The following is a 24,394-nucleotide window of genomic DNA, read 5'->3' as shown; positions in this document are numbered from 1 at the left end:
AAACAGATGCAATGGGAAACCGTAATCGGGCTGGAAATTCACGCCCAGCTCAGCACCCAATCGAAGATTTTCTCCGCCAGCGCCATCGCCTTCGGTGCCGAGCCCAACACCCAGGCCAGCCTGGTTGACCTGGGCATGCCTGGCACCCTGCCGGTACTGAACGCTGAAGCTGTGCGCATGGCCTGCAAGTTCGGCCTGGCGATTGATGCCGAGATCGCACCGCAGAACATCTTCGCCCGCAAAAACTACTTCTACCCCGACCTGCCGAAGGGTTATCAGACCAGCCAGATGGACCACCCCATCGTCGGCAAGGGCTTCCTCGACATCACTCTGGAAGATGGCACACAAAAGCGCATCGGTATCACCCGCGCGCACCTGGAAGAAGACGCCGGTAAAAGCCTGCACGAAGACTTCCACGGCATGAGCGGCATCGACCTCAACCGCGCCGGCACCCCGCTGCTGGAAATCGTTTCCGAGCCGGACATCCGCAGCGCCAAGGAAGCGGTGGCTTACGTTAAAGCCATTCATGCGCTGGTGCGTTATCTGGGCATCTGCGACGGCAACATGGCCGAAGGCTCGCTGCGCTGCGACTGCAACGTCTCGGTACGCCCTAAAGGGCAGGCCGAGTTCGGCACCCGCGCCGAGATCAAGAACGTCAACTCGTTCCGCTTTATCGAAAAAGCCATCAACCATGAAGTGCAGCGCCAGATCGAACTAATCGAAGACGGCGGCAAAGTAGTGCAGGAAACCCGCCTGTACGACCCGAACAAAGACCAGACACGCTCCATGCGCAGCAAGGAAGAAGCCAACGACTACCGCTACTTCCCCTGCCCGGACCTGCTGCCGGTGGTGATTGAGCAAAGCTTCCTCGACGAAGTACGCGCGACCTTACCGGAACTGCCGGTAGAAAAACGCGCACGTTTCGAGCGCGAGTTCGGCCTATCCGCCTACGACGCCGACGTGCTGGCTGCCAGCCGCGAACTAGCCGACTACTTCGAAGCCGTCAACGCCGTCTGCGGCGATGCCAAACTGGCCGCCAACTGGGTGATGGGCGAGCTGTCCAGCCTGCTCAACAAGGACAACCTGGACATCGAGCAGTCACCAGTCTCCGCCGAGCAACTGGGCGGGATGATCCTGCGCATCAAGGACAACACCATCAGCGGCAAGATCGCCAAGATGGTCTTCGAAGCTCTGGCTGCAGGTGAAGGCGCGACGGCTGACGAAGTGATCGAGAAGAAGGGCCTTAAGCAGGTCACCGACTCCGGCGCCATCGAGGCGATGCTCGACGAAGTGCTGGCGGCCAACGCCGAGCAGGTTGAGCAATACCGCGCGGCGGACGAAGCCAAACGCGGCAAGATGTTCGGCTTCTTCGTCGGCCAGGCCATGAAAGCCTCTAAAGGCAAGGCCAACCCTGCACAAGTGAACGAACTGCTGAAGAAAAAGCTCGAAGGCTGAGCCTTGCCGACACACACAACGCCGGGTCAGCCCGGCGTTGTTTTGTCCGCCGCACCCCACCAAGGAGCCGCCATGCGCCTTCTGTTAACCGCCCTAACCAGCCTGTTGCTCAGCGCCTGCGCCAGCCAAGGCCAGGTCGACCCGCAGGGTTACCGCGCCGAAGGTCAGGCGTCGTATTACGGCGCGCGTCACCATGGCAATAAAACCGCCAGCGGCGAGCGCTTCGACCAAAACGCCCTGACCGCCGCGCACCGCAGCCTGCCATTTGGCAGCCAGGTCCAGGTGACCAACCTGCGCAATGACAAAACAGTGGTGGTGCGCATCAACGACCGCGGCCCTTATGCCAAGAGGCGCATCATCGACCTTTCGCAAAAAGCCGCGGAACAACTGGATATGCTGCGTGACGGTGTAGTGCCGGTACGTGTAGAACAACTGGCCGACTGAACACAGCTGTTTACAAAGAAGCGGTAGACAACCCCGCTCAGCCTCTAGCGCCGTGCAAGCCGATGATTAAACTAGCGCCACTTTTATGGAGCCTCCTGCAATGACCCTGATGACCTTTGTTTATCTAATCGCCGGCTTGGTGCTGCTGGTCGCCGGCGCCGAGGTGCTGGTACGCGGCGCCGCCAAACTGGCCGCACAATTCGGCATTCCTCCGCTGATCATCGGCCTGACCGTGGTGGCCTTCGGCACCAGCGCGCCGGAAACCGCCGTCAGCGTGCAGGCAGCCTTAAACGGCAGCGGCGACCTGGCGATTGGCAACGTGATTGGCAGCAATATCGCCAACGTCCTGCTGATTCTTGGCCTGACTGCAGTGGTTGCACCGCTGATCGTCTCGCGCCAGCTAATCCGCCTGGATGTGCCGATCATGATCGGTGCCAGCTTGGTGGTGTACGCCTTGGCCTGGGACGGCAGCCTCAGCCGCCTCGACGGCGCTTTACTGTTCGCGGGCATCATTGCCTACACGGGCTTCTTAATTATCAGCTCGCGTCGTGACAAGACCGCCAACGAGGATGACGAGTTCGCCAAGGAGTTCGGCCTTAATGAGCCCGCCAAACCTTACGCCTGGGCGATCAACCTGGGCCTGATCATTGCCGGTTTAGTGCTATTGGTCAGCGGTTCCAACTTCCTGGTTGAGAGTGCCGTCACCATGGCCCGCGCGCTGGGCATCTCGGAACTGGTCATCGGCCTGACCGTGGTCGCCGTCGGCACTTCGCTGCCAGAGCTGGCCACCTCGATCATGGCGGCCATCAAGGGCGAGCGCGATATCGCCGTGGGCAATATCGTCGGCAGCAATATCTTCAACCTGCTGTGCGTGCTGGGCCTGGCCTCCATGGTCTCGCCGCAAGCCATCAGCGTGGCCGCCAACGCCCTGGCCTTCGACTTCCCGGTAATGATCGCCGTGGCCGTGGCCTGCCTGCCGATTTTCTTCGCCGGCTACCGCATCAACCGTTGGGAAGGCCTGCTGTTCCTGGCTTACTACGTGGCCTACACGGTTTACCTGGTGCTGTCGTCGACTGGCAAGCCGTTCGCTGAGGTGTTTGGCGAGGCCATGCTCGGCTACGCGCTGCCGCTCACCGCGGTGACCCTGGTGATCATTGCCGGCCGCGCCTGGCACACCCAGCGCGAGCAAAAGGTTTAGCCATGAGTGACAGCCACGAGCAGGGCCTGAAGGTCCGCCGCGAAGTGATGGGCGATGCGTTCGTTGACCGCGCCCTGGGTAACGCCACCGACTTTACCCAGCCGCTGCAGGACTTCGTTAACGAACACGCCTGGGGCGGCGTGTGGACGCGCGAAGGGTTGGATCGCAAAACGCGCAGCCTAATCACCCTATCGGCGCTGACTGCTCTGAAATGCCCGCAGGAGCTCAAGGGCCACGTACGCGGCGCGCTGAACAACGGCTGCAGCGTGGCAGAAATCCGCGAAACCCTGCTGCACTGTGCGGTGTATGCGGGGGTGCCGGCCGCCATCGACGCCTTTCGCGCCGCGCAGGAAGTGATCGACGACGTCCAACAAGCCTGATCGCAACACAATAGAAAGCCGGGCACTGCCCGGCTTTTTTACGCCTACTAAACGCTTAGATCCAACCCGCCCACTGCAACACAAACAACCCGAGGTTGGTGGTCACCACCGTGGCCAAGGTGGTCAAGACGATGATCGCCGCCGCCAACTGGTGATTACCGCCGACGGCCTTGGCCATGACGAAACTGGCCGCCGCCGTGGGGCTGGCAAAGTACAGAAAGAGAATCGCCAGATCGGCACCGCGAAAGCCCCACAGCCAGGCGCCCAGCGTGGCTACCAGCGGCAGCCAGAGCACTTTCATAAGGCTTGAACTGATCGCCATGCCACTGCTCTCGCGCAGCGAATCCAAGGTCAGGGTGCCGCCGATGCAAATCAGCGCCAGCGGCAGGCTCATTTGCGCAAAGTACTCACCGGACGTCAGCAGCCAGGCCGGCAGCGTGATCTGCCAGGCCGCAAACGGGATGGCAGCCAGCACGCCGATGATCAGCGGGTTGCTGAGGACGTTCTTGGTCAGGCTCCAGACATCGGTTTTAGACTGCGGGCTGTAGATCGCCAGAACAATTGCCGACAGGGTGTTGTAACAGAGGATTACCACCCCGCCGAGCACCGCCCCAACCGACAGGCCGTAATCGCCGTACATGCTGGTGGCCAGCGCCAGGCCGATAATGCCGTTGTTGCCGCGAAACGCACCCTGGGTGTAGATGCCACGATCCGCCTCTGGGCAGCGCAAGATCGCCCAGCCCCAGGCCAGCAGAAAGCAACCCAGGGTCGCCAGCACGAAATACAGCAACAAGGCGGGCTGCAAAGCGGTGCGCAAATCCGCCTGGACGATGCCGAGAAACAACAGAGTGGGCAGCGTGCCGCGAAACACCAGCGTCGACGCGGTATTGATAAACGCCGCGTCAATCAACCCGAAACGCTTGAGCGCCACACCGAGAAACAGCATGGAGAACACGGGCGCAGTAACACTGATGGTTTGCTGAACAACGGCGAGCATGGCAGCCCCCAACTACTTAGATAGGGCGCTAATGATAGCAAGGCTGCCTGACGGAAAGCTTTCAACAGCCTTTCATGCGGGAAAAAACGCGGGAGCGGTTTTTAACGTCGCGCAGCGACGGCCCGCAGGGTGGCCGCCCTGGATGGCAGGCCATAGAAATAATCGTTAACGGCGCACCGGGCGCTTCTGCAATTTGCGCTGCAAGGTACGCCGGTGCATGCCCAGGGCGCGGGCGGTGGCGGAGATATTGCCTTCGTGCTCGCTGAGTACGCGCTGGATATGCTCCCACTGCAGGCGGTCTACCGACATCGGGTTTTCCGGCACCAAGGTGTCCAGGTCGGCATGCTGAGTCAGCAGCGCGGCCAGCACATCATCAGCATCGGCCGGCTTGCACAGATAGTTGCAGGCGCCGCGCTTGATCGCCTCCACCGCCGTAGCAATGCTCGAATAGCCGGTAAGGATCACCACACGCATTTCGGCGTCCAGCTCCAGCAGTTTGGGCAGCAACACCAGGCCGGAATCCCCTTCCATCTTCAGGTCGACCACGGCGTAATCCGGTACATCCTGCTCAGCCAGGGCCAGGCCTTCTTCGGCAGAGCCTGCAGTAGAAACTCTTAAGCCGCGACGGCTCATGGCGCGGGCCATTACACGGGTGAAGGTCGGATCGTCATCGACCAACAGCAGGTGCGGTTGTTCTTCACCTTCGAACAGCACTTCATCGCTCATTCGGGTATGTCCTTAAGCTCGAGCATAGACACGCGGCAACTTCAGCTCGGTGAGCGTGCCGCCTTCTTCATGGTTATACAGTTTAACCGTACCGCCAGCACGGGTGACGCTGGCCTGACTGAGGAACAGGCCCAGGCCAAACCCCTTGCCCTTGGTGGTGAAAAACGGCCGCCCCAGCTGCTCGGCAATGGCCAGCGGCACCCCGGCGCCGAAGTCACGGATACTCAAGCGCAGCCACTGATGGTCCCAATCCAGGCGAATGTCCAGTTTGTCCGGGCAGGCATCGGCGGCGTTGTTGAGCAGGTTGATCAGCGCCTGGGTGAGGTCGGCCGGCGGCATCATACGCGGCGGCGCGCCACGGCCCAGGCATTGGTAGCGATAGCTGGCTTCGGGGCGCATCAAGTGCCAGCGATTGAGGGTGGTTTCCAGCCATTCCACAGACGACACGTCGACCACCGCCTGGCGACGATCCGCTTCAGCGGCGCGCACCAGATGCTGCAGGGTTTCCTTGCACAGCTTGACCTGCTCCTGCAGCACGGCCAGGTCCTCTTGCAGGGTTGGCTCCTGGTGCTCACGACGCAGTTCCTTGATCAGCACGCTCATGGTCGCCAGCGGCGTGCCCAGCTCATGCGCCGCACCCGCCGCCTGAGTCGCCACGGCGAGCAACTGCTGGTCACGCAAACCTTCCTCACGGCGCCCGGCGCGCAGTTCTTCCTGACGGCGCAGCTCTTCCGCCATCTTCGCCACGAAGAAGGTAATCAGCCCGGCGGCCAGGGCAAAACTCAACCACATGCCGTAGATCAACAGGCTCTCACGCGGGCCAGGAGGCAGGTCTAGCGGGTGCGACCAAACCAGCAAAAAGGTGTAACCCCCCAGCGCCAGGCCAGACAAGGTGATGGTGTAGAGCCAGGGCAAAATGGCCGCCGCAATCGTCAGCGGCACCAGGTAATAGGAAACGAAGGGGTTGGTCGAACCGCCCGAGTAGTACAGCAGCAGACTGTGGATAATTAGGTCGCAGCCCAGCTGCACCGCGTACTCCAGCTCCGTCACCGGCCAGGGGCCGCGCAGGCGTAACGCGGTGAGCAAGCACACCACCAAGGAAATACCGAGGGTGACACTCAGCTCAAGCCAGGGCAGCGGCAGCGCACCGGATTTGTAGGCCAAGCCCACAGAGCCAGCTTGCGCGGCCAGCACCAGGATGCGGATCAGGGTCAGGCGCCAGAGGTTTTGCCGGCTCGCCGACAGTAGCTGCACAGGTGCGAGCATAGAATCTCCAAGTTGCTCATTCAGCGAGCTGCAGGAGTATAACCAAGCCTCTGTATGGCCAGCTGCGGCAACACGCCGCAGCCGCTGGAAGCCTATCCACAAACCAGAGAAAAAATCCGGAACCGGATTTAACCCGTTTAGTCTGATCGCTACGTCTACCCTCTGGAAAGCCGCGCATATCCTCATGCGCCCATCACATAAAGGAATCGTCATGCTGCCATTGTCCCGCCTCGCCACCGCCCTGCTGCTGAGCGCCACCACCCTGCTGAGCGCCACGGCCATGGCCGAAGAAGCGCGCTATAACCAGGTCGCTCTGCGCGCCGAGGTCAATCAGGAAATTGCTCACGACCTGATGCACGTCACTCTCTACAGCGAAGCCCAGGACAGCGACCCCGCCGCCCTCGCTGCGCAGATCAGCAAAACCCTCAACGCCAGCATCGCCCAGGCGCGCAAGGTCAAAGGCGTCAGCGTCGCCTCCGGCAGCCGTAACAGTTACCCGATTTATTCTGAGAACAAGAGCGATGACAAGGGCCAGACAATCACCGCCTGGCGTGAGCGCGCCGAGCTGCGCCTGGAAAGCGCCGACTTCAGCGCGCTGTCTAAGCTCACGGGGGAAATGCTGCAAACCCTGAAGATGGGCGGGATGAACTTCAGCATCGCCTCAGATACCCGCAAAACCCACGAAGACGCCCTGCTCAAGGACGCCGTGGCAGCCTTCAAGGCCCGCGCGCAATTGGCCACCGAAGCCCTCGGCGGCAGCGGTTACAAGCTGGTCAGCCTGAACCTGAATACCGGTGGTTTCCAGCCACCCATGCCGATGCGCATGGAGGCCATGAAAGGCGCGGCGATGATGGATGCGGCAGTGACGCCGGAGATCGAAGCCGGCACCAGCCAGGTCAACATCAACGCCGACGGGGTGATCGAAGTGCAGATGCCATAAAAACTGCTACAAACAGAAGCAGCACCGTTATCCGAAGATAGCGGCGCTTTGCCATGTTTTTCTCGCACTTTTATAGATATGCGACACCAACATACTGTTGCGTCGTCATTCCTGTTCTCTCTGCGACATGCCACTTGCCTACGGCATACGCCCTGCATAGCTTCTCCCGAGGTCTCCACAAGAGACCCCTCAGGATCACAACCACAATAACCATGAGGTCACTATGCGTAAGAACGCCGTCATCCAGGCTTTACTCGCCGCTGGGCTGATCGCCAGCACGCCACTTGCCAGCGCCGCCGGCAACCTGGTGTTCTGCTCCGAAGGCAGCCCCGCCGGGTTCGACCCTGGCCTGTACACCACCGGCACCGATTTCGATGCTGCAGCGGAAACCGTGTTTAACCGCCTGAGCCAGTTCGAGCGTGGCGGCACTAAAGTGGTCCCCGGCCTGGCCGAAAAGTGGGACATCAGCGAAGACGGCCTGAGCTACACCTTTCACCTGCGTCCAAAGGTGAAATTCCACACCACCGAATACTTCAAGCCGAGCCGCGACTTCAACGCGGATGACGTGCTGTTCACCTTCCAGCGCATGCTCGACAAGGACCACCCGTTCCGCAAAGCCTACCCGTCGGAGTTCCCCTACTTCACCGACATGGGCATGGACGCGAACATCGCCAAGATCGAAAAACTCGACGACATGACCGTCAAGTTCAGCCTCAACGAAGTCGACGCCGCCTTTATCCAGAACCTGGCGATGAGCTTCGCCTCGATCCAGTCCGCCGAATACGCAGGCAATCTGCTCAAGGCCGGCAAGGCCGCCGACATCAACCAGAAGCCCATCGGCACCGGCCCATTTGTGTTCAGCCGCTACCAAAAGGACGCGGTGATCCGCTTCAAGGGCAACAAGGAATACTGGCAGACGGATGAGGTGAAGATCGCCAACCTGATTTTCGCCATCAACACCGACGCCTCGGTGCGCATGCAGAAGCTCAGGGCCGGCGAATGCCAGGTCACCCTGTTCCCGCGCCCGGCGGATCTGGACGCACTGAAAAAAGACCCGAATCTGGACATGCCCGAGCAGGCAGGGTTCAACGTCGGCTATATCGCCTACAACGTGACCCACCCGCCGTTCGACAAACTCGAAGTGCGCCAGGCGCTGGATATGGCGGTGAACAAGCAAGGGATCATCGACGCGGTGTACCAGAGCGCCGGCCAGCTGGCGGTCAACGGCATGCCGCCAACCCAATGGTCGTATGACGACAGCATCAAGGCCCCCGCCTACAACCCGGAAAAAGCCAAGGAGTTACTCAAGGCCGCCGGCGTCAAAGAGGGCACCGAAATCACCCTGTGGGCCATGCCGGTACAGCGCCCGTACAACCCCAACGCCAAGCTGATGGCCGAAATGCTGCAAAGCGACTGGGCCAAGGTCGGCATCAAGGCCAAGATCGTCAGCTACGAATGGGGCGAATACCTCAAGCGTGCCAAGGCCGGCGAACACGACGCCATGCTGATCGGCTGGAGCGGCGACAACGGTGACCCGGACAACTGGCTGGGCACCCTGTATGGCTGCGACGCCGTGGACGGCAACAACTTCTCCAAGTGGTGCCATGCCGACTACGACAAGCTGGTGAAAGCTGCCAAGCGCGTGACCGACACCGCCGAACGCACCGAGCTGTACAAGCAGGCTCAGGTGATTCTCAAGCGTGAAGTGCCGATCACCCCGATCGCCCACTCCACGGTCTACCAGCCGATGAGCAAGAAGGTCGTGGACTTCAAGATCAGCCCGTTCGCGCTGAACTCGTTCTACGGTGTCGGCGTCAAGTAACAGCGGTTCTCGACCAAGCTGGCGAGCGACTTACCCCGCCACTCGCCAGCCGGACAACGGCGGCCTACCCGGCTGCCGTTTGCTGGCTCCGTATAACCCGAGGATTACGCTGATGACCGAACCTATTTGGCAGTCTGCTGCCTGCTGCACCCCGCCTGCCACATGCGCGCTCGACCGGCACCTGACTGCCGAGCCACTCGCCGCATTACAACAGCGTCTGGCCATGCAGCCCAATGCACGCTCACCTTTTTTGGAGCACTGACCCGCATGCTGTCCTTTATTGCCCGACGCCTGCTATTGCTGATCCCCACCTTTTTCGGCGTCACCCTGTTGACCTTCGCGCTGATCCGCATGATCCCCGGCGACCCGGTGGAAGTGATGATGGGCGAACGCCGCGTCGACCCGGTGATGCATGCTGAGGCCATGGAGCGCCTGGGCCTGAACAAACCGCTCTACGCCCAGTATTTCGACTATATCGGCCAACTCGCCCAGGGTGACCTGGGGCAATCGCTGCGTACCCGGGAAAGCGTGTGGAGCGAATTTCTCACCTTGTTTCCCGCCACCGTCGAACTGGCGCTGGCCGCCCTGCTGTTCGCAGGCACCCTCGGCCTGATCGCTGGGGTGATTGCCGCCCTCAAGCGCGGTTCGCTGTTCGACCACGGCGTAATGGGCATCTCGCTGGCCGGCTACTCGATGCCGATTTTCTGGTGGGGCCTGCTGCTGATCATGTTCTTCTCGGTATGGCTGGGCTGGACGCCAGTGTCCGGGCGCATCGACCTGCTCTACGACATCCCGCCGGTCACCGGTTTTATGCTGATCGACACCTTGCTCAGCGGCGAAGAGGGCGCCTTTGTCGACGCCCTACGCCATTTGATCTTGCCGGCCATAGTGCTGGGCACCATTCCGCTGGCGGTGATCGCGCGCATGACCCGCTCGGCCATGCTCGAAGTGCTACGCGAGGACTATGTGCGCACCGCCCGCGCCAAGGGCCTGTCGCCGGCTCGCGTGGTGTTTGTGCATGGCCTGCGCAATGCACTGATCCCGGTGCTCACGGTGTTCGGCCTGCAGGTCGGCGCGCTGCTGGCGGGCGCGGTACTGACCGAAACCATCTTCTCCTGGCCGGGCATCGGCAAATGGCTGATCGAGTCGATCGGCGCGCGTGACTACCCGGTGGTGCAGAACGGCATTTTGCTGATCGCCTGCCTGGTGATTCTGGTCAACTTCGTGGTGGACATCCTCTACGGATTGGCTAACCCACGCATTCGCCATCAGAAATAAGGACGGAGCCATGCACAACTACATCGATTGCGTAGGGTGGATGACGCTTCACCCATCCACCATCACGACACCCGAATGGTGGATGAAAAAAGCGTCATCCACCCTACAGGAGGCTCATCAATGACCACCTCCAGCGCTCTCGATCAGAGCCTGTTCTACCCCTCGCCGCTCAAGGAATTCTGGCAGGCCTTCGCCCACAACAAGGGCGCAGTCGCCGGGCTGGCGTTTATGATCCTGCTGGTGATTTGCGCGCTGTTTGCGCCGTGGATCGCGCCGCATGACCCCAGCGAGCAATACCGCGAGTTTCTACTCACCCCACCGGCCTGGCTGGAAGGTGGCCAGCTGCAATTTCTGCTCGGCACCGATGAAGTGGGCCGCGACCTGCTGTCACGGTTGATTCATGGCGCGCGGCTGTCGCTGCTGATCGGTCTGGCCTCGGTGCTGATGTCGCTGATCCCCGGCATCCTTCTCGGGCTGGTCGCCGGTTTCTTTCCGCGCCTGCTCGGCCCATCGATCATGCGCCTGATGGACATCATGCTCGCCCTGCCCTCGCTGCTGCTGGCGGTGGCCATCGTCGCCATCCTCGGCCCAGGCCTGATCAACACCATCTTTGCCATCGCCATCGTCTCGCTGCCGTCTTATGTGCGCCTGACCCGCGCCGCCGTGATGGGCGAGCTGAACCGCGACTACGTCACCGCCGCACGCCTGGCCGGCGCCAGCTTGCCGCGACTGATGTTTATCACCGTCCTGCCCAACTGCATGGCGCCGCTAATCGTGCAGGCCACCCTGAGCTTTTCCTCGGCGATTCTCGATGCCGCTGCCCTGGGCTTTCTCGGCCTCGGCGTACAACCGCCAACGCCTGAGTGGGGCACCATGCTGGCCTCGGCGCGCGACTATATCGAGCGCGCCTGGTGGGTGGTCAGCCTGCCGGGCCTGACCATTCTGCTCAGCGTGCTGGCAATCAATCTGATGGGCGACGGGCTGCGCGATGCACTCGACCCGAAACTCAAGAATGCGCAGTGAGGAACCCCGCATGAGCCTGTTGGATATCAAAAACCTCAGCGTGCGCTTCGGCGACGCCACGGCCATTCCGGTGGTCGACGGCCTCGACCTGTGTGTAGAAAAGGGTGAAGTACTGGCGATTGTCGGCGAATCCGGCTCCGGTAAATCGGTGACCATGATGGCGCTGATGGGCCTGATCGACGCCCCCGGCATCGTCACCGCCGACAGCTTGCAGTTCGACGGCACCGATATGCTGCGGCTCAAGGGTCGCCAGCGTCGGCATATCGTCGGCAAGGACCTGTCGATGGTCTTTCAGGACCCGATGACCGCACTCAACCCCAGCTTTACCGTGGGTTTCCAGATCGAAGAAGTACTGCGCCAGCACCTCGGCCTCAAGGGCCAGGCCGCCCGCCAGCGCGCCCTGCAACTGCTCGACCGGGTAGAAATTCCTGCCGCCGCCAGCCGCCTGAATGCCTATCCGCACCAACTGTCCGGCGGCATGAGCCAACGGGTGGCGATTGCCATGGCGATTGCCGCCGAGCCCAAACTGCTGATCGCCGACGAACCAACCACGGCGCTGGATGTAACCATTCAGGCGCAGATCATGGACCTGCTGGTGGGCCTGCAACGCGAACAGAACATGGGCCTGGTGCTGATCACCCATGACCTGGCCGTGGTGGCCGAAACCGCGCAACGGGTCTGCGTGATGTATGCCGGGCAAGCGGTGGAGATCGGCAACGTGCCGCAGCTGTTCACCGCGCCCAGCCACCCCTACACCGAGGCGCTGCTCAAGGCGATTCCCGAGCACAGCCAGGGCCAGCGCCGCCTGACCACCCTGCCCGGCATCGTCCCGGGCCGCTACGACCGGCCAGTGGGCTGCCTGCTGTCGCCACGCTGCCCCTACGCCCAGGCGCATTGCCGTGAACAACGGCCGACTCTGGATGCCCATGAACGTGGCGCGGCGCGCTGCTTCTACCCGCTCAACCTGACTGCGGAGGTGGCCTGATGAACGCCGTACTGACTGCTCGCGACCTCACCCGCCACTACGAAATCTCCCGCGGCCTGTTTCAGCCCAATGCCCAGGTGCAAGCGCTGAATGGCGTGTCCTTTGACTTACTGGCCGGCAAGACCCTGGCGGTGGTCGGCGAGTCCGGCTGCGGCAAATCCACCCTGGCCCGCGCCCTGACGCTGATCGAGGAACCCAGCTCGGGCTCGCTGCAGATCGCCGGGCAGGAAGTGACCGGAGCCAACAAGGCGCAGCGCAAGCAGCTGCGCCGTGATGTACAGATGGTCTTTCAGAATCCCTATGCATCGCTCAATCCACGGCAGAAGGTCGGCGACCAGCTCGGCGAACCACTGCTGATCAACACTCAGCTGTCGCGCCTGGAACGGCGCGAGCGGGTGCAGGCAATGATGCAGCAGGTCGGCCTGCGCCCCGAGCACTACCAGCGCTACCCACATATGTTCTCCGGCGGCCAGCGCCAGCGCATCGCCCTGGCCCGCGCCATGATGCTGCAACCCAAGGTGCTGGTAGCGGACGAGCCGACCTCGGCGCTGGACGTGTCGATCCAGGCCCAGGTGCTCAACCTGTTTATGGACCTGCAGGAGCAGTTCAACACCGGCTATGTATTTATCTCGCACAACCTCTCGGTGGTGCGCCATGTCGCCGATGATGTGCTGGTGATGTACCTCGGCCGCCCGGTGGAAATGGGCCCCAGCGAGCTGATCTACAACCGCCCGCTGCACCCGTATACCCAGGCGCTGCTGTCGGCGACGCCGACCATTCATCCTGATCCGAGCAAACCGAAGATCAAGATCAGCGGCGAGCTGCCCAACCCACTGTCGCCCCCCAGCGGTTGCGCCTTCCACCAACGCTGCCCGCATGCGACCGAGCGCTGCCGGGTGGAACAGCCGCTACTGCGACTGCTCGATGCCAGGCAGGTGGCTTGCCACCATGTCGAGCAGATCAATAGCTAAATGATGTGAGCCCTGGCCAGCCGGGGCTTATTCTTGCGCCGGGCCCCGGTAGAACAACCTGTAACCCAGCAGTCCGACTGCTTCATTTAGCAGCAAACCGTTCTGCCAGACCGCCTTGCTTTCCGGCAGCCAGCCGCCGGCAGGGCGGCCATTGGGCGTACCGAGAAAGCCCATCGGCGCACTGATCACCTGCAAACCCGCCTGCTCGAAACTCCAGCGTGACCTGGGCATATGCCAAGCCTGGGTCACCAGCATCACGCGGGTAATTCCCGCCTGTTTCAGCAGCTCAGCGCTGTGAGTCGCGTTCTCCCAGGTGGTGCGGCTTAAGCCTTCCTGCCAACGCACCGGCACGTCGTAATCACGCGCCAGCACCTCAGCCATCAACGCCGCCTCGCTGGGCGGTACGCCATAGTGCAATCCGCCACTGGTTAGCAGCGGCAAACCCGAGGCCTTGGCTAACCGCGCGGCGAAACGCACCCGCTCCAACGCCATCAGGCTGGGCTGATCCGCGCCCCAACCGGGGTCAGCCAGCTCACGCCCGCCACCCAGAACCACAATCACCTCGGCCTGCTTTGCCAGATCAGCCCATTGCCGCTCATTCAATGCCGGCTCGGTTTCCAGCACTCGCGCCGAATACTCGACCACCACCGGCAGGCTAAACAGCCACATCCCGCCCAAGCCAACGACCAGGCAAGCCGCAGCCACACGCGGAAAACGCCGACGCAGCCACCAGGCGCCCAGCAGCAAAAGCAGGAACAGGCCTGGCGGAAGAAAGAACTGTTTGAGGATGTAGCGAATCGGCATTGAGCACCTCCGTGGGTGCGCGCAGCCTACCGATGATTGCTCGCCCGAAACAACTGCGAGCCGCAGGCTTTGCAAACCTGCGCACCGCTGCCGAACTGCCAGCCGGCCACGGTGTCGCACAAGGCGCAACACAGCTGTATACGACGCTTGAGCGAGGGGCTGGCCTTACCGGGGGCGTTGAGAATGGTCTTGCGCCCGAAGCGCCCGACCTTGCGTGAACTTTTTAGCTGCCGGATTTGCGCCATTTCCTGAGCGGCGGCATGCCAGCCACGCAACCAGTCCAGATCACGGTCCAGATAAGCGCGGATCAGTTGCATTTCTGCCGCCGTCAAACCGCGCAGCTCTAACTCACGCGGTGGCTGCGCAGACAACACACTGAGGCTGTCCGCTTCCTCCAAGGCGATAGCAAGACGCTGTAACAGCCGCTCGTAGAGCCCACCAACAGGCGCGCTGCGCCTTAACTGTGCCATCTGTCACCTCGTGCCGGACCACCTTGCAGCCTTTGATAAAAGCTTAGCGGTCACCCTTCAAGCAGCAGCCCCTGGCGACAGACGGCGACAGCCCGCCTACGGCCCGCCGCGTAATCAGGGTTTCCCTGAATAAGCGGGGGTCATGTATGCTACGACGTTTCCCGCAAGCCCTCATTCCAAGCGCCGGTAGCCATGCAAGAACAGTATTCGCCCCGTGAAATCGAAGCCGCCGCGCAGTCCCATTGGGATGCGCAAAAATCCTTTGTAGTGAGTGAACAACCAGGTAAAGAGACCTTCTATTGCCTGTCGATGTTCCCCTACCCGAGCGGCAAGCTGCACATGGGCCATGTGCGCAACTACACCATCGGTGACGTGATCGCCCGCTACCAGCGCATGCTGGGCAAGAACGTGCTGCAGCCCATGGGCTGGGACGCTTTCGGCATGCCGGCGGAAAACGCCGCGATGAAGAACCAGGTCGCACCGGCCAAGTGGACCTACGAAAACATCGAATACATGAAGACCCAGCTCAAGTCGCTGGGCCTGGCTGTGGACTGGACACGCGAAGTCACCACCTGCAAGCCGGATTACTACCGTTGGGAACAGTGGCTGTTCACTCGCCTGTTCGAAAAAGGCGTGATCTACCGCAAAAACGGCAGCGTTAACTGGGACCCGGTTGACCAGACGGTATTGGCCAACGAGCAGGTGATCGACGGCCGCGGCTGGCGCTCGGGCGCGGTGATCGAAAAGCGCGAAATCCCCATGTACTACTTCAAGATCACCGCCTACGCGGATGAACTGCTGAGTAGCCTGGACGAACTGGATGGCTGGCCAGAACAGGTCAAGACCATGCAGCGCAACTGGATCGGCAAGAGCTTCGGCGCCGACGTGGTGTTCGATTACGACCTAGCCAGCGTCGGTATCGACGGCCAGCTCAAGGTCTACACCACCCGCCCCGACACCCTGATGGGCGCAACCTACGTCGCCGTGGCCGCTGAGCATCCACTGGCCCAGCGCGCCGCTGAAAACAACCCGGCCATCACCGCGTTTATCGCTGAATGCAAAGCCGGTTCCGTGGCCGAGGCCGACATGGCCACCATGGAGAAGAAGGGCATTGCCACCGGGCAATTCGTTATTCACCCGCTCTCCGGCGACAAGCTGCCGGTATTCGTCGCCAACTACGTGTTGTGGGGCTACGGCGAAGGCGCCGTGATGGCCGTTCCCGCACATGATGAGCGCGATTTCGAATTCGCCAACAAGTACGACCTGCCGATCAAGCAGGTCTACGCCGGCGAAGGCAAAGCATACGATGCCACTCAATGGCAGGACTGGTACGGCGACAAAGCCGGCCTGAGCAGCATCAACTCCGGCAAATACGACAGCTTGGACTTCAGCGCCGCCTTCGACGCCATCGTCGCGGATCTTGAAGCCAACGCCCACGGCGCACGCAAAACCCAGTTCCGCCTGCGCGACTGGGGCATCAGCCGTCAGCGTTACTGGGGCTGCCCAATCCCGATCATCCACTGCGATACCTGCGGCGACGTACCGGTGCCGGAAGACCAGCTGCCCGTCGTACTGCCAGAAGATGTGGTGCCGGACGGCGCTGGCAGCCCACTGGCGCGCATGCCCGAGTTCTACGAATGCAGCTGCCCGAAATGCGGCAAGCCGGCCAAGCGCGAAACCGACACCATGGACACCTTCGTTGAGTCGTCTTGGTACTACGCCCGCTATGCATCTCCGCACTACACCGGTGGCATGGTTGACCCTGAAGCGGCCAACCACTGGCTGCCGGTCGATCAGTACATCGGCGGTATCGAACACGCGATCCTGCACCTGCTCTATGCGCGCTTCTTCCACAAGCTGATGCGCGACGAAGGCTTGGTCAGCTCGAACGAGCCATTCAAAAACCTGCTGACACAGGGCATGGTCGTTGCGGAAACCTACTACCGCCAGCTCGATAACGGTGGCAAGGACTGGTTCAACCCAGCCGACGTCGAGTTGGAGCGTGATGGCAAAGCCAAGGTCATCAGCGCCAAACTGAAAAGCGACGGTCTGCCGGTGGAAATCGGCGGTACCGAGAAGATGTCCAAGTCGAAGAACAACGGCGTCGACCCTCAGTCGATGATCGATCAGTTCGGCGCTGACACCTGCCGCCTATTCATGATGTTCGCCTCGCCGCCCGACATGAGCTGCGAATGGTCTGACGCCGGCGTTGAAGGCGCGCACCGCTTCCTGCGCCGCGTCTGGCGCCTGGCGCAAAACCATGTGAACCAAGGCATCACCGGCGCGCTCGACCTGGATAGCCTGAATGACGAGCAGAAGGCTGTGCGTCGTGCGATTCATCTGGCGATCAAGCAGTCAAGCTTCGATATTGGCCAGCACCACAAATTCAACACCGCCATCGCCCAAGTGATGACGCTGATGAACGTGCTGGAGAAAGCCGCACACACCACACCTCAGGATCGCGCCCTGCTGCAGGAAGGTCTTGAAGCCGTTGCCTTGCTGCTGGCACCGATCACCCCACATATCAGCCATCAGCTGTGGCAAGAGTTGGGTCACGACGGTGCGATTATCGACGCGCAGTGGCCGCAGGTGGATGAGTCGGCCTTGGTGCAGGACAGCCTGACCTTGGTCATTCAGGTCAACGGTAAGCTGCGCGGGCAGATTGAAGTAGCCGCCAGCGCCAGCCGCGAAGAGGTTGAGGCCAGCGCCCGCAGCAACGAAAGCGTGCTGCGCTTTACCGAAGGGCTGAGCATCCGCAAGGTCATCGTGGTGCCAGGCAAACTGGTCAACATCGTAGCCAACTGATTAAGCTCGGCGCGACCGCACAGCGGCGCGCCGCACGACATGCCAAGGGGATAAAAGATGATAAAACGGAATCTGTTGGTAATTGGCCTGGCCACCCTGCTCAGCGCTTGCGGCTTTCAGCTGCGCGGTACCGGCGACGTGCAATTTGCCCTGAAAGAACTCGATGTCAGCGCCCGTAACGCCTATGGCGAGACCGTCAAACAAGTGCGCGAAGTGCTGCAAAACAACGACGTGCGGGTTTATCCGGGCGCGCCGTACAGCCTGGTACTGAGCAACGAGCAGGAAAACCGTCGCGCCGCCAGCTTCACCAGCTCCGCCCGCACCGCCGAGTACGAGCTGACCAAGACGCTTGAATACGAGATCCGCGGCAGCAAAAACCTGCTGCTGCTGAGCGACAAAGTGGAAGCACAAAGTTTCTACAACCAGGACAGCAACAACCTGATTGGTGCTGATCAGGAAGCCGCGCAAATCCGCCAGGAAATGAACCGCGAACTGATCCAGCAACTGGTCCTGCGCCTGCAGCAGATCAGCCCGGCACAGCTTGATCAGCTGCAGCAAACCGCAGAAGCCAAGGTAAAGGCTGAAGCCGACGCGCTGGAAGCTGCGCGCCAACAACAAGCGGCGCAGCCACAGCAGTCGCCGATTCAACTGCCGATTCCCGCCCAGTAAATAAGCGCGCCGGGCCGCGCAAGCGGCCCAGCCTCGCACCGCGATGAAACTCAACCACGCACAACTCGGCAAACACCTGCAGGGCAACCTGAGCCCGGTGTATGTCATCAGCGGCGACGAACCGCTGCTTTGCCAGGAAGCCGCCGACGCCATCCGCGCCGCAACCCGGCAGCAGGGTTTTAGTGAGCGCCAGGTATTTAACGCCGATAACAATTTCGACTGGGGCAACTTATTGCAAGCCGGCGCCAGCCTGTCGCTGTTTGCGGAAAAACGCCTGCTGGAGCTACGCATACCCACCGGTAAGCTCAGCGATAAAGGCGCTGCGCTCCTTGAATATTTGGCCCGCCCCGCCGAAGACACCGTCCTGCTGATCAGCCTGCCCAAGCTCGATGGCAGCGCGCAGAAAAGCAAATGGGGTAAGGCGCTGATCGAAGGCGGGCACACTCAATTTGTGCAAATTTGGCCGGTCGAGACCAGCCAACTGCCGCAATGGATTCGCCAGCGCCTGTCGCAATCAGGCCTCAACGCCAGCGCAGAAGCCGTGGAGATGATTGCGATACGCGTGGAAGGCAACCTGCTCGCTGCCGCCCAGGAAATCGAAAAACTCAAACTGCTGGCCGAAGGCACGCAGATTGATGTCAACACCGTGCAGGCCTCGGTCGCCGACAGTGCGCGCTTTGATGTGTTCGGCCTAATCGATGCCGCGCTCAATGGCGAAGCCGCCCACGCCCTGCGCATGCTCGAAGGCCTGCGCGGTGAAGGGGTCGAACCGCCAGTAATCCTCTGGGCGCTGGCACGGGAAATCCGCCTTTTAGCAACCATCGCCCAGCAATATGCTCAGGGCGTACCGCTGGACAAAGCATTCAGCTCGGCCCGACCACCCGTCTGGGACAAACGCCGACCTTTGATCAGCAAAGCCTTGCAGCGCTTATCCGCCGCCCGCTGGGCAGCCTTGCTACAGGATGCTCAACAGATCGACGCGCAAATCAAAGGCCAGGCAAGTGGTAACCAGTGGAGCGGCCTGAGCTTGCTGACATTAAGCCTCTGCGGTCAGCGCCTGGGACTTCTCGGCTAGCCTCCAGCACTGGACATTGCTCCGGGTGCGGCTCATGCTTGCCGCGCCTGCGCATGACAGGTGTGACCCGAGGAAAAACCATGGCGAAGAAACCCAAGCACGGCCCAAACAAGGCCAAATCCCTGATTGCTCAACCGCTGTTTCGCAGTCGTCAGGAAATACCCAGCAAAGGTAAAGGCAGCTACCGCCGCGAAGCCTCCCAGCAAAACTGGGAGGCTTCATACTTTCTGGCGGCCTGAAACGCCCGCCCCAGGCCGCCAACACCCGCACACCCGTTCAATCATGTTAAGGTTACGGCCTGCAAAATGTGCCGAGACCACCATGCCTTACCTGCTTCTTCGGGGCCTGTCCCACAGTGCTGCCGCCTGCCTCCTGCTGATTCTGACTGCCTGCGCCGAAGCGCCTGCTCAGCCTCTGGCCACCCCGCCGGTTAGCGCATCCGCCGCAGCGGCCAGCCCTGCTGTGAGCACCGCCAGTAGCCCAACACCGCTGCTCAGTTTCGCCGAATGGCGCATATTGCTGCGCAGCGATGCCATTGCCGCCGGCATTGATGCCGAGCTGTTTGATAGCACATTTGCCGGCATCACCCTGAACCCCAAAGTCGTGACCGCCGACAGCAGCCAGCCAGAGTTCACCCGCCCAGTGTGGGAATACCTCGACGGCGCCGTTTCCGTTTCACGCATCGCCCAAGGCCGCTTGCTCAAAGCCCAGCATCGACCGACCCTGAAAGCCATTCGCAGCGCCTACGCCGTCGACCATGAAGTGCTGATTGCGATCTGGGGCATGGAGAGCAACTACGGCAGCAATATCGGCAATCACGACGTCATCCGCTCCCTCGCCACCCTGGCCTATGACGGGCGTCGCCAGGTGTTCTGGCGCAGCCAATTGCTGGCCGCGCTGCAAATACTGCAGGCGGGCGATGGCCCGGCGCAGGGGCTGATCGGCTCATGGGCGGGCGCCATGGGGCAAACCCAATTTATGCCGACCACCTTCAATCAACATGCTGTGGATTTTGATGGCGATGGCCGCCGCGACCTGTGGGCGTCCACCCCTGATGCACTCGCCTCTGCCGCGCATTACCTGCAGGCGTCCGGTTGGGAAAACGGCCAACCCTGGGGTTTTGAAGTAAACCTGCCGCAGGGCTTCGACTACGCCTTGGCAGACCCGGAAGTGCGTCGTAGCCTGGCGCAGTGGCGCATCCTCGGGATCCATCCGGTCCGCGCCATCGATGCCAATGAACAAAGCCAGGCCACGTTGTTTCTGCCCGCCGGTCATCGCGGCCCGGCCTTCCTGCTGATGAACAACTTCCGCAGCATCCTCAAGTACAACAACTCCACCGCCTACGCACTGGCCATCGGCCTGCTCAGCGATGCGCTGGATGGTAATCCAGGCGTACAGGCCGCATGGCCACGCAACGACCGCCAGCTGGGCCGCAGCGAGCGTATTGAGCTGCAGGAACTGCTCGCCAGCAAAGGCTATGAGCCTGGCCTGGCGGACGGCATCATCGGTGCTAATACGCGCAAAGCTGTACGCGCGTTCCAGCAAAACCATGGCCTACCGGCCGATGGCTACCCCACCACTGAGCTGTTGCAGCAACTGCGATAAGACGGCGCAACATCGCCCGCCAGGCGCTCAACGGACTGCACGGTCAGCTTTTGTGATAGACTGCGCGGCGGCCAAAAGCCGCCTCGTCCCACGGAGCCTCTAGCGGAGCCCAGATTGCCGATGTCCGATATCTCCCCGCCCAAAACCGTTGCCAGCGGCGAAAAATTTCGCACCACTCAAGGCATTACCGCGATCAAGGACGGGCAAAAGCGCCGCGCCTCAAGCGAACCCCAGGTGTTTGAACCCAAGCCCAAATGGCTGCGGGTAAAAGCACCGGGTGGCAGTCGCTTTGAAGCGGTCAAGCGCAACGTCAGCGAGCATCGCTTGAGCACGGTGTGCCAAGAATCCCACTGTCCGAATATGGGCGAGTGCTGGTCCAATGGCACCGCCACCATCATGCTGATGGGCTCGGTGTGCACCCGTGCTTGCCGTTTCTGCGCGGTAGACACCGGCAACCCCAACGGTTGGCTGGATGCGGAAGAGCCGCAAAATACCGCCAAGTCGGTAGAGCTGATGGCCCTGCGCTATATCGTGCTGACCTCGGTGGACCGTGACGACCTGGATGACGGCGGCGCCAGCCATTACGCGGCGTGCGTGCGAGCGATCAAGGAAAACACCCCGCACGTGGTGGTGGAAGCCCTGACCCCGGACTTCGACGGCGACCTGCAAGCCATCGAGCGCGTAGTGGATTCCGGCCTGGAGGTGTTTGCGCAAAACGTTGAGACGGTCAAGCGCCTTACCCATGAAGTACGCGACCCGCGTGCCGGCTACGAGAAAACCCTGCGCGCGCTGGAGCATGCCAAGCGCCATCGCCCGGACGTACTGACTAAAACCAGCTTGATGTTGGGTCTGGGCGAGACTGACGAAGAGATCATCCAGACCATGGATGACCTGCGCGCCATCAACGTCGACATCCTCACCCTCGGCCAGTACCTGCAGCCGACCCGCAACCACCTGAAGGTGCAGCGCTGGGTCAGCCCGGAAGAGTTCAACCGCTTGCGCGAAATCGGTTTGCAGAAAGGCTTTATGGAAGTGGCCGCCGGTCCACTGGTACGTTCCAGCTACCGCGCCGACAAAGTGTTCGAGAAGAACAACCTGGGTCTGGCAGCACCTGTACCCGTTCCGGGCCAAGCGCTCGACAGCAGCCTGATTCCGACCCTCAACCTGAACTAACTGCTCATAAAAAAACGCCTGGCCCTGGATCACTCCGAGGTCAGGCGTTTTTTATGGCTGCGATCTAGCAGTCGATGACGCCCGGAAGGTTCTGCTGCTGGGCGTAATCCAGGTGCTTAACCAGCTGCTCACGCAGCCGCGCACTGACCTCTGAAAACGCCAGGGGCCCCACCACCTGATCGGCGAGCTGAGTCATGGCCATACCGGCATAACCGCACGGGTTGATGCGCTGGAAAGGCTGCAGGTCCATGTCCACATTCAGCGCCAAACCATGGAAGGAGCGACCATTACGGATACGCAACCCCAGCGACGCAATCTTCGCGCCGTCCACATACACCCCAGGCGCATCTGGCTTGGCATGAGCGCTAACGCCGTAACTGGCCAACAGATCGATCAGACTGCGCTCGATCCGGCTGACCAGCTCACGCACGCCAATGCCGCTGCGGCGCACATCCAGCAGCAGATAAGCCACTAACTGCCCTGGCCCGTGATAAGTCACCTGGCCGCCACGATCAACCTGCACCACTGGAATATCACCTGGGAACAATACGTGTTCGGCCTTACCGGCCTGACCCTGGGTGAACACCGGGGCGTGCTCAAGCAGCCAGATTTCGTCAGGCGTCTCCGCGCCACGCGTGTCGGTGAAGTGCTGCATGGCATGCCAAGTCGGCTCGTAGTCGACCTGGCCAAGCTGGCGAACGCCCAACGGCAAGTTCATCAGAGCACCATGTGCACGATGCCGGTCGCGCGCAGGGCGCTGTTGATGTCGCGCAACTGATCTTCGCCGGTCGCCACAATGTGCAACTGCACAGTGGTGTATTTACCGTTGGTGCTTTTGCGCTCAGCCAGGGAGCTGAGATCGACCTCGGCATATTTACTGAGAACCTCGATCACCGTATCGCGATAGCTCGCGCCAGTGTCGCCCACCACCTTGATCGGATAATCCGGGCAGGGAAATTCAATGGTGTGTGATTTAACGTCAGGTTGAGTCATGGCAGTAATGGCCTCGCAAACCGTGACAGCAGCAGCGCCCCGGCACTGGGCGGGGGCGTGCAGGTCAGGCTATCAGTTGAACAGCCCAAAGAAGAACAGGCTGATGCTGTCCCACAGGCGACGGAAGAAGCTGCCTTCCTCAACAGCTTCAAGGGCGATCAGGTCAGCACTGTGCACCAGCTCCTCGCCCAGTTTGACTTGGACCTTGCCGATCACATCACCCTGAGCAATCGGGGCGATGAGCTGCGGATTAAGCACCATGCCGGCCTGCAGCTTATCCAGCTGGCCCTTTGGCAGGGTCAGCGTCAGGTCATCGGCCAAGCCGGCTTTAACCTGACGCACAGTGCCTTTCCACACCTGCGCCTGCGCCAGCTCCTGGCCTTTCTTGTAGAAGCTGCGGGTTTCGAAGAAACGGAAACCGTAGGTCAGCAGCTTCTGGGTTTCTGCCGCACGAGCCGACTCACTGACGGTGCCGAACACCGAAGTAATCATGCGCGCGCCATCACGTACGGCCGAAGCCACCAGGCAGTAACCGGCTTCCTCGGTGTGACCGGTTTTCAGACCGTCAACCGTATTGTCGCGCCACAACAGCAGGTTGCGATTGCCCTGCTTGATGTTGTTCCAGAAGAACTCCTTCTGCGCGTAAATGGCGTAGTGTTCCTGGTCTTCATTGATAATGGCGCGAGCCAAAATAGCCATGTCGTGCGCGCTGGAGTAATGCTCCGGGTGCGGCAAACCAGTGGCGTTCATAAAGTGGCTGTTGGTCATGCCTAAGCGCGCGGCAGCATCGTTCATCATGTCGGCAAAGGCGTCTTCGCTGCCGGCGATGTACTCAGCCAGGGCAATGCTGGCATCGTTGCCGGACTGGATGATCACCCCGTGCAGCAGGTCATCCACACTCGCCTGACTGTTGAGCGGCAGGAACATCGTGGACCCACCTGAAGCGGCACCACCGGTTCGCCATGCGTGCTCACTGACTGGCACCATGTCCTGCTCACCAATCTTGCCCTTACGGATCTCCAGGGTAGCGATGTAGGCCGTCATCAGCTTGGTCAGGCTGGCCGGGGGCAGACGCTGGTCACCGTTGTTTTCCACCAGCACCTTGCCGCTGGCGGCATCCAGCAGCACATACGATTTAGCCGCTAGCTGCGGTGCCGAAGGAATGGCGGGCTGATTGGCCCAGGCGGTCGATGCGCTGAGCAGGCAAAGTGATAAGAAAACGCGTTGCGTAAAGCTGGTGATATTCATCCGTCTCTCTAGATTGCTGATGGTGAACAGGCCCAGTGGGCATGAGGTGCTGATCCCCCCGGCCAAC

General features: G+C 61.4%; 25 protein-coding genes. 17 read left to right on the top strand and 8 right to left on the bottom strand.

Translation table 11 applies throughout. The annotated features are described in order from the left end of the window. Positions 1 to 6: 6 nt before the first annotated feature. From gatB to pcaC, 4 genes are all read left to right on the top strand, one after another. The gene (gene gatB / locus AC0J6G_RS00985; protein WP_475250555.1) at positions 7 to 1,455 is read left to right on the top strand and encodes an Asp-tRNA(Asn)/Glu-tRNA(Gln) amidotransferase subunit GatB; all 1,449 of its coding nucleotides are present in this window, start codon (positions 7 to 9) and stop codon (positions 1,453 to 1,455) included. A 72-nt stretch (positions 1,456 to 1,527) separates the two neighbouring features. Beyond that, positions 1,528 to 1,899, top strand: coding sequence for a septal ring lytic transglycosylase RlpA family protein (locus AC0J6G_RS00980; protein ID WP_475250554.1), 372 nt, complete (start codon positions 1,528 to 1,530; stop codon positions 1,897 to 1,899). 100 nt (positions 1,900 to 1,999) lie between these two features. Further along, complete coding sequence (locus AC0J6G_RS00975; RefSeq protein WP_475250553.1) at positions 2,000 to 3,097, top strand: calcium/sodium antiporter; 1,098 nt, start codon at positions 2,000 to 2,002, stop codon at positions 3,095 to 3,097. Between the two features lie 2 nt (positions 3,098 to 3,099). Further along, positions 3,100 to 3,477, top strand: a complete 378-nt coding sequence (gene pcaC, locus AC0J6G_RS00970; protein ID WP_475250552.1) for a 4-carboxymuconolactone decarboxylase — start codon at positions 3,100 to 3,102, stop codon at positions 3,475 to 3,477. 55 nt (positions 3,478 to 3,532) lie between these two features. On the opposite strand, the gene AC0J6G_RS00965 is transcribed toward pcaC, so the two are convergent. The 3 genes from AC0J6G_RS00965 to AC0J6G_RS00955 form a co-directional block, all read right to left on the bottom strand. Further along, positions 3,533 to 4,474 (bottom strand): AEC family transporter, encoded by a 942-nt coding sequence (locus AC0J6G_RS00965; protein WP_475250551.1) that lies wholly within the window; start codon positions 4,472 to 4,474, stop codon positions 3,533 to 3,535. A 165-nt stretch (positions 4,475 to 4,639) separates the two neighbouring features. Continuing rightward, positions 4,640 to 5,200: a response regulator transcription factor gene (locus AC0J6G_RS00960; protein WP_304868289.1), complete on the bottom strand. Its 561-nt coding sequence runs from the start codon at positions 5,198 to 5,200 to the stop codon at positions 4,640 to 4,642. Between the two features lie 12 nt (positions 5,201 to 5,212). Continuing rightward, positions 5,213 to 6,466, bottom strand: a complete 1,254-nt coding sequence (locus AC0J6G_RS00955; RefSeq protein ID WP_475250550.1) for an ATP-binding protein — start codon at positions 6,464 to 6,466, stop codon at positions 5,213 to 5,215. A gap of 211 nt (positions 6,467 to 6,677) precedes the next feature. Here AC0J6G_RS00955 and AC0J6G_RS00950 point away from each other — a divergent pair, with 211 nt between their 5' ends. From AC0J6G_RS00950 to AC0J6G_RS00920, 7 genes are all read left to right on the top strand, one after another. Continuing rightward, positions 6,678 to 7,406 (top strand): SIMPL domain-containing protein, encoded by a 729-nt coding sequence (locus AC0J6G_RS00950; protein ID WP_475250549.1) that lies wholly within the window; start codon positions 6,678 to 6,680, stop codon positions 7,404 to 7,406. A 223-nt stretch (positions 7,407 to 7,629) separates the two neighbouring features. After that, on the top strand, positions 7,630 to 9,228 hold the full coding sequence (locus AC0J6G_RS00945) for an ABC transporter substrate-binding protein (protein WP_475250548.1): 1,599 nt from the start codon (positions 7,630 to 7,632) through the stop codon (positions 9,226 to 9,228). Between the two features lie 112 nt (positions 9,229 to 9,340). Beyond that, the gene (locus AC0J6G_RS00940) at positions 9,341 to 9,490 is read left to right on the top strand and encodes a hypothetical protein (RefSeq protein WP_475250547.1); all 150 of its coding nucleotides are present in this window, start codon (positions 9,341 to 9,343) and stop codon (positions 9,488 to 9,490) included. A gap of 5 nt (positions 9,491 to 9,495) precedes the next feature. Next, positions 9,496 to 10,506 (top strand): ABC transporter permease subunit, encoded by a 1,011-nt coding sequence (locus AC0J6G_RS00935; RefSeq protein WP_475250546.1) that lies wholly within the window; start codon positions 9,496 to 9,498, stop codon positions 10,504 to 10,506. A 120-nt stretch (positions 10,507 to 10,626) separates the two neighbouring features. Beyond that, positions 10,627 to 11,529: an ABC transporter permease subunit gene (locus AC0J6G_RS00930; protein ID WP_475250545.1), complete on the top strand. Its 903-nt coding sequence runs from the start codon at positions 10,627 to 10,629 to the stop codon at positions 11,527 to 11,529. A gap of 10 nt (positions 11,530 to 11,539) precedes the next feature. Beyond that, positions 11,540 to 12,514, top strand: a complete 975-nt coding sequence (locus AC0J6G_RS00925) for an ABC transporter ATP-binding protein (protein ID WP_475250544.1) — start codon at positions 11,540 to 11,542, stop codon at positions 12,512 to 12,514. After that, complete coding sequence (locus AC0J6G_RS00920) at positions 12,514 to 13,485, top strand: peptide ABC transporter ATP-binding protein (protein WP_475250543.1); 972 nt, start codon at positions 12,514 to 12,516, stop codon at positions 13,483 to 13,485. Before AC0J6G_RS00925 ends, AC0J6G_RS00920 begins: the two co-directional genes overlap by 1 nt. A 27-nt stretch (positions 13,486 to 13,512) precedes the next feature. Here AC0J6G_RS00920 and AC0J6G_RS00915 read toward each other — a convergent pair whose 3' ends face one another. Together AC0J6G_RS00915 and AC0J6G_RS00910 are read right to left on the bottom strand one after the other, a co-directional pair. Beyond that, entirely contained in the window at positions 13,513 to 14,289 is a 777-nt protein-coding gene (locus AC0J6G_RS00915; RefSeq protein ID WP_475250542.1) for a YdcF family protein, read from the bottom strand. A gap of 26 nt (positions 14,290 to 14,315) precedes the next feature. Beyond that, complete coding sequence (locus tag AC0J6G_RS00910; RefSeq protein WP_475250541.1) at positions 14,316 to 14,759, bottom strand: hypothetical protein; 444 nt, start codon at positions 14,757 to 14,759, stop codon at positions 14,316 to 14,318. A 192-nt stretch (positions 14,760 to 14,951) separates the two neighbouring features. Between AC0J6G_RS00910 and leuS the strand changes: the two genes are divergently transcribed. The 6 genes from leuS to lipA all read left to right on the top strand — a co-directional run bounded on the left by leuS (position 14,952) and on the right by lipA (position 22,086). Next, positions 14,952 to 17,564: a leucine--tRNA ligase gene (leuS, locus tag AC0J6G_RS00905; protein ID WP_475250540.1), complete on the top strand. Its 2,613-nt coding sequence runs from the start codon at positions 14,952 to 14,954 to the stop codon at positions 17,562 to 17,564. A gap of 57 nt (positions 17,565 to 17,621) precedes the next feature. After that, positions 17,622 to 18,233: an LPS-assembly lipoprotein LptE gene (locus tag AC0J6G_RS00900; protein ID WP_475250539.1), complete on the top strand. Its 612-nt coding sequence runs from the start codon at positions 17,622 to 17,624 to the stop codon at positions 18,231 to 18,233. Positions 18,234 to 18,276: 43 nt separating this feature from the next. Continuing rightward, entirely contained in the window at positions 18,277 to 19,308 is a 1,032-nt protein-coding gene (holA, locus tag AC0J6G_RS00895; protein WP_475250538.1) for a DNA polymerase III subunit delta, read from the top strand. A gap of 80 nt (positions 19,309 to 19,388) precedes the next feature. Then, positions 19,389 to 19,547 (top strand): alternative ribosome rescue factor ArfA, encoded by a 159-nt coding sequence (gene arfA, locus AC0J6G_RS00890; RefSeq protein WP_475250537.1) that lies wholly within the window; start codon positions 19,389 to 19,391, stop codon positions 19,545 to 19,547. 82 nt (positions 19,548 to 19,629) lie between these two features. Beyond that, positions 19,630 to 20,913 (top strand): lytic murein transglycosylase, encoded by a 1,284-nt coding sequence (locus AC0J6G_RS00885; RefSeq protein WP_475250536.1) that lies wholly within the window; start codon positions 19,630 to 19,632, stop codon positions 20,911 to 20,913. Positions 20,914 to 21,033: 120 nt separating this feature from the next. Continuing rightward, complete coding sequence (lipA, locus tag AC0J6G_RS00880; RefSeq protein WP_475250535.1) at positions 21,034 to 22,086, top strand: lipoyl synthase; 1,053 nt, start codon at positions 21,034 to 21,036, stop codon at positions 22,084 to 22,086. A gap of 64 nt (positions 22,087 to 22,150) precedes the next feature. Here lipA and lipB read toward each other — a convergent pair whose 3' ends face one another. The 3 genes from lipB to AC0J6G_RS00865 all read right to left on the bottom strand — a co-directional run bounded on the left by lipB (position 22,151) and on the right by AC0J6G_RS00865 (position 24,327). Next, the gene (gene lipB / locus AC0J6G_RS00875; protein ID WP_475250534.1) at positions 22,151 to 22,804 is read right to left on the bottom strand and encodes a lipoyl(octanoyl) transferase LipB; all 654 of its coding nucleotides are present in this window, start codon (positions 22,802 to 22,804) and stop codon (positions 22,151 to 22,153) included. Next, a complete protein-coding gene (locus AC0J6G_RS00870; protein WP_475250533.1) occupies positions 22,804 to 23,079 on the bottom strand; it encodes a DUF493 domain-containing protein in 276 nt (91 codons plus the stop codon). Before AC0J6G_RS00870 ends, lipB begins: the two co-directional genes overlap by 1 nt. 72 nt (positions 23,080 to 23,151) lie before the next feature. After that, a complete protein-coding gene (locus AC0J6G_RS00865; RefSeq protein WP_475250532.1) occupies positions 23,152 to 24,327 on the bottom strand; it encodes a D-alanyl-D-alanine carboxypeptidase family protein in 1,176 nt (391 codons plus the stop codon). Between the last annotated feature and the right edge of the window lie 67 nt (positions 24,328 to 24,394).

The organism is Pseudomonas sp. TS_SC_3 (assembly GCF_056156225.1).
Note: the sequence above shows the minus strand (reverse complement) of the source record. Positions and strands in the feature narration are given on the sequence as shown.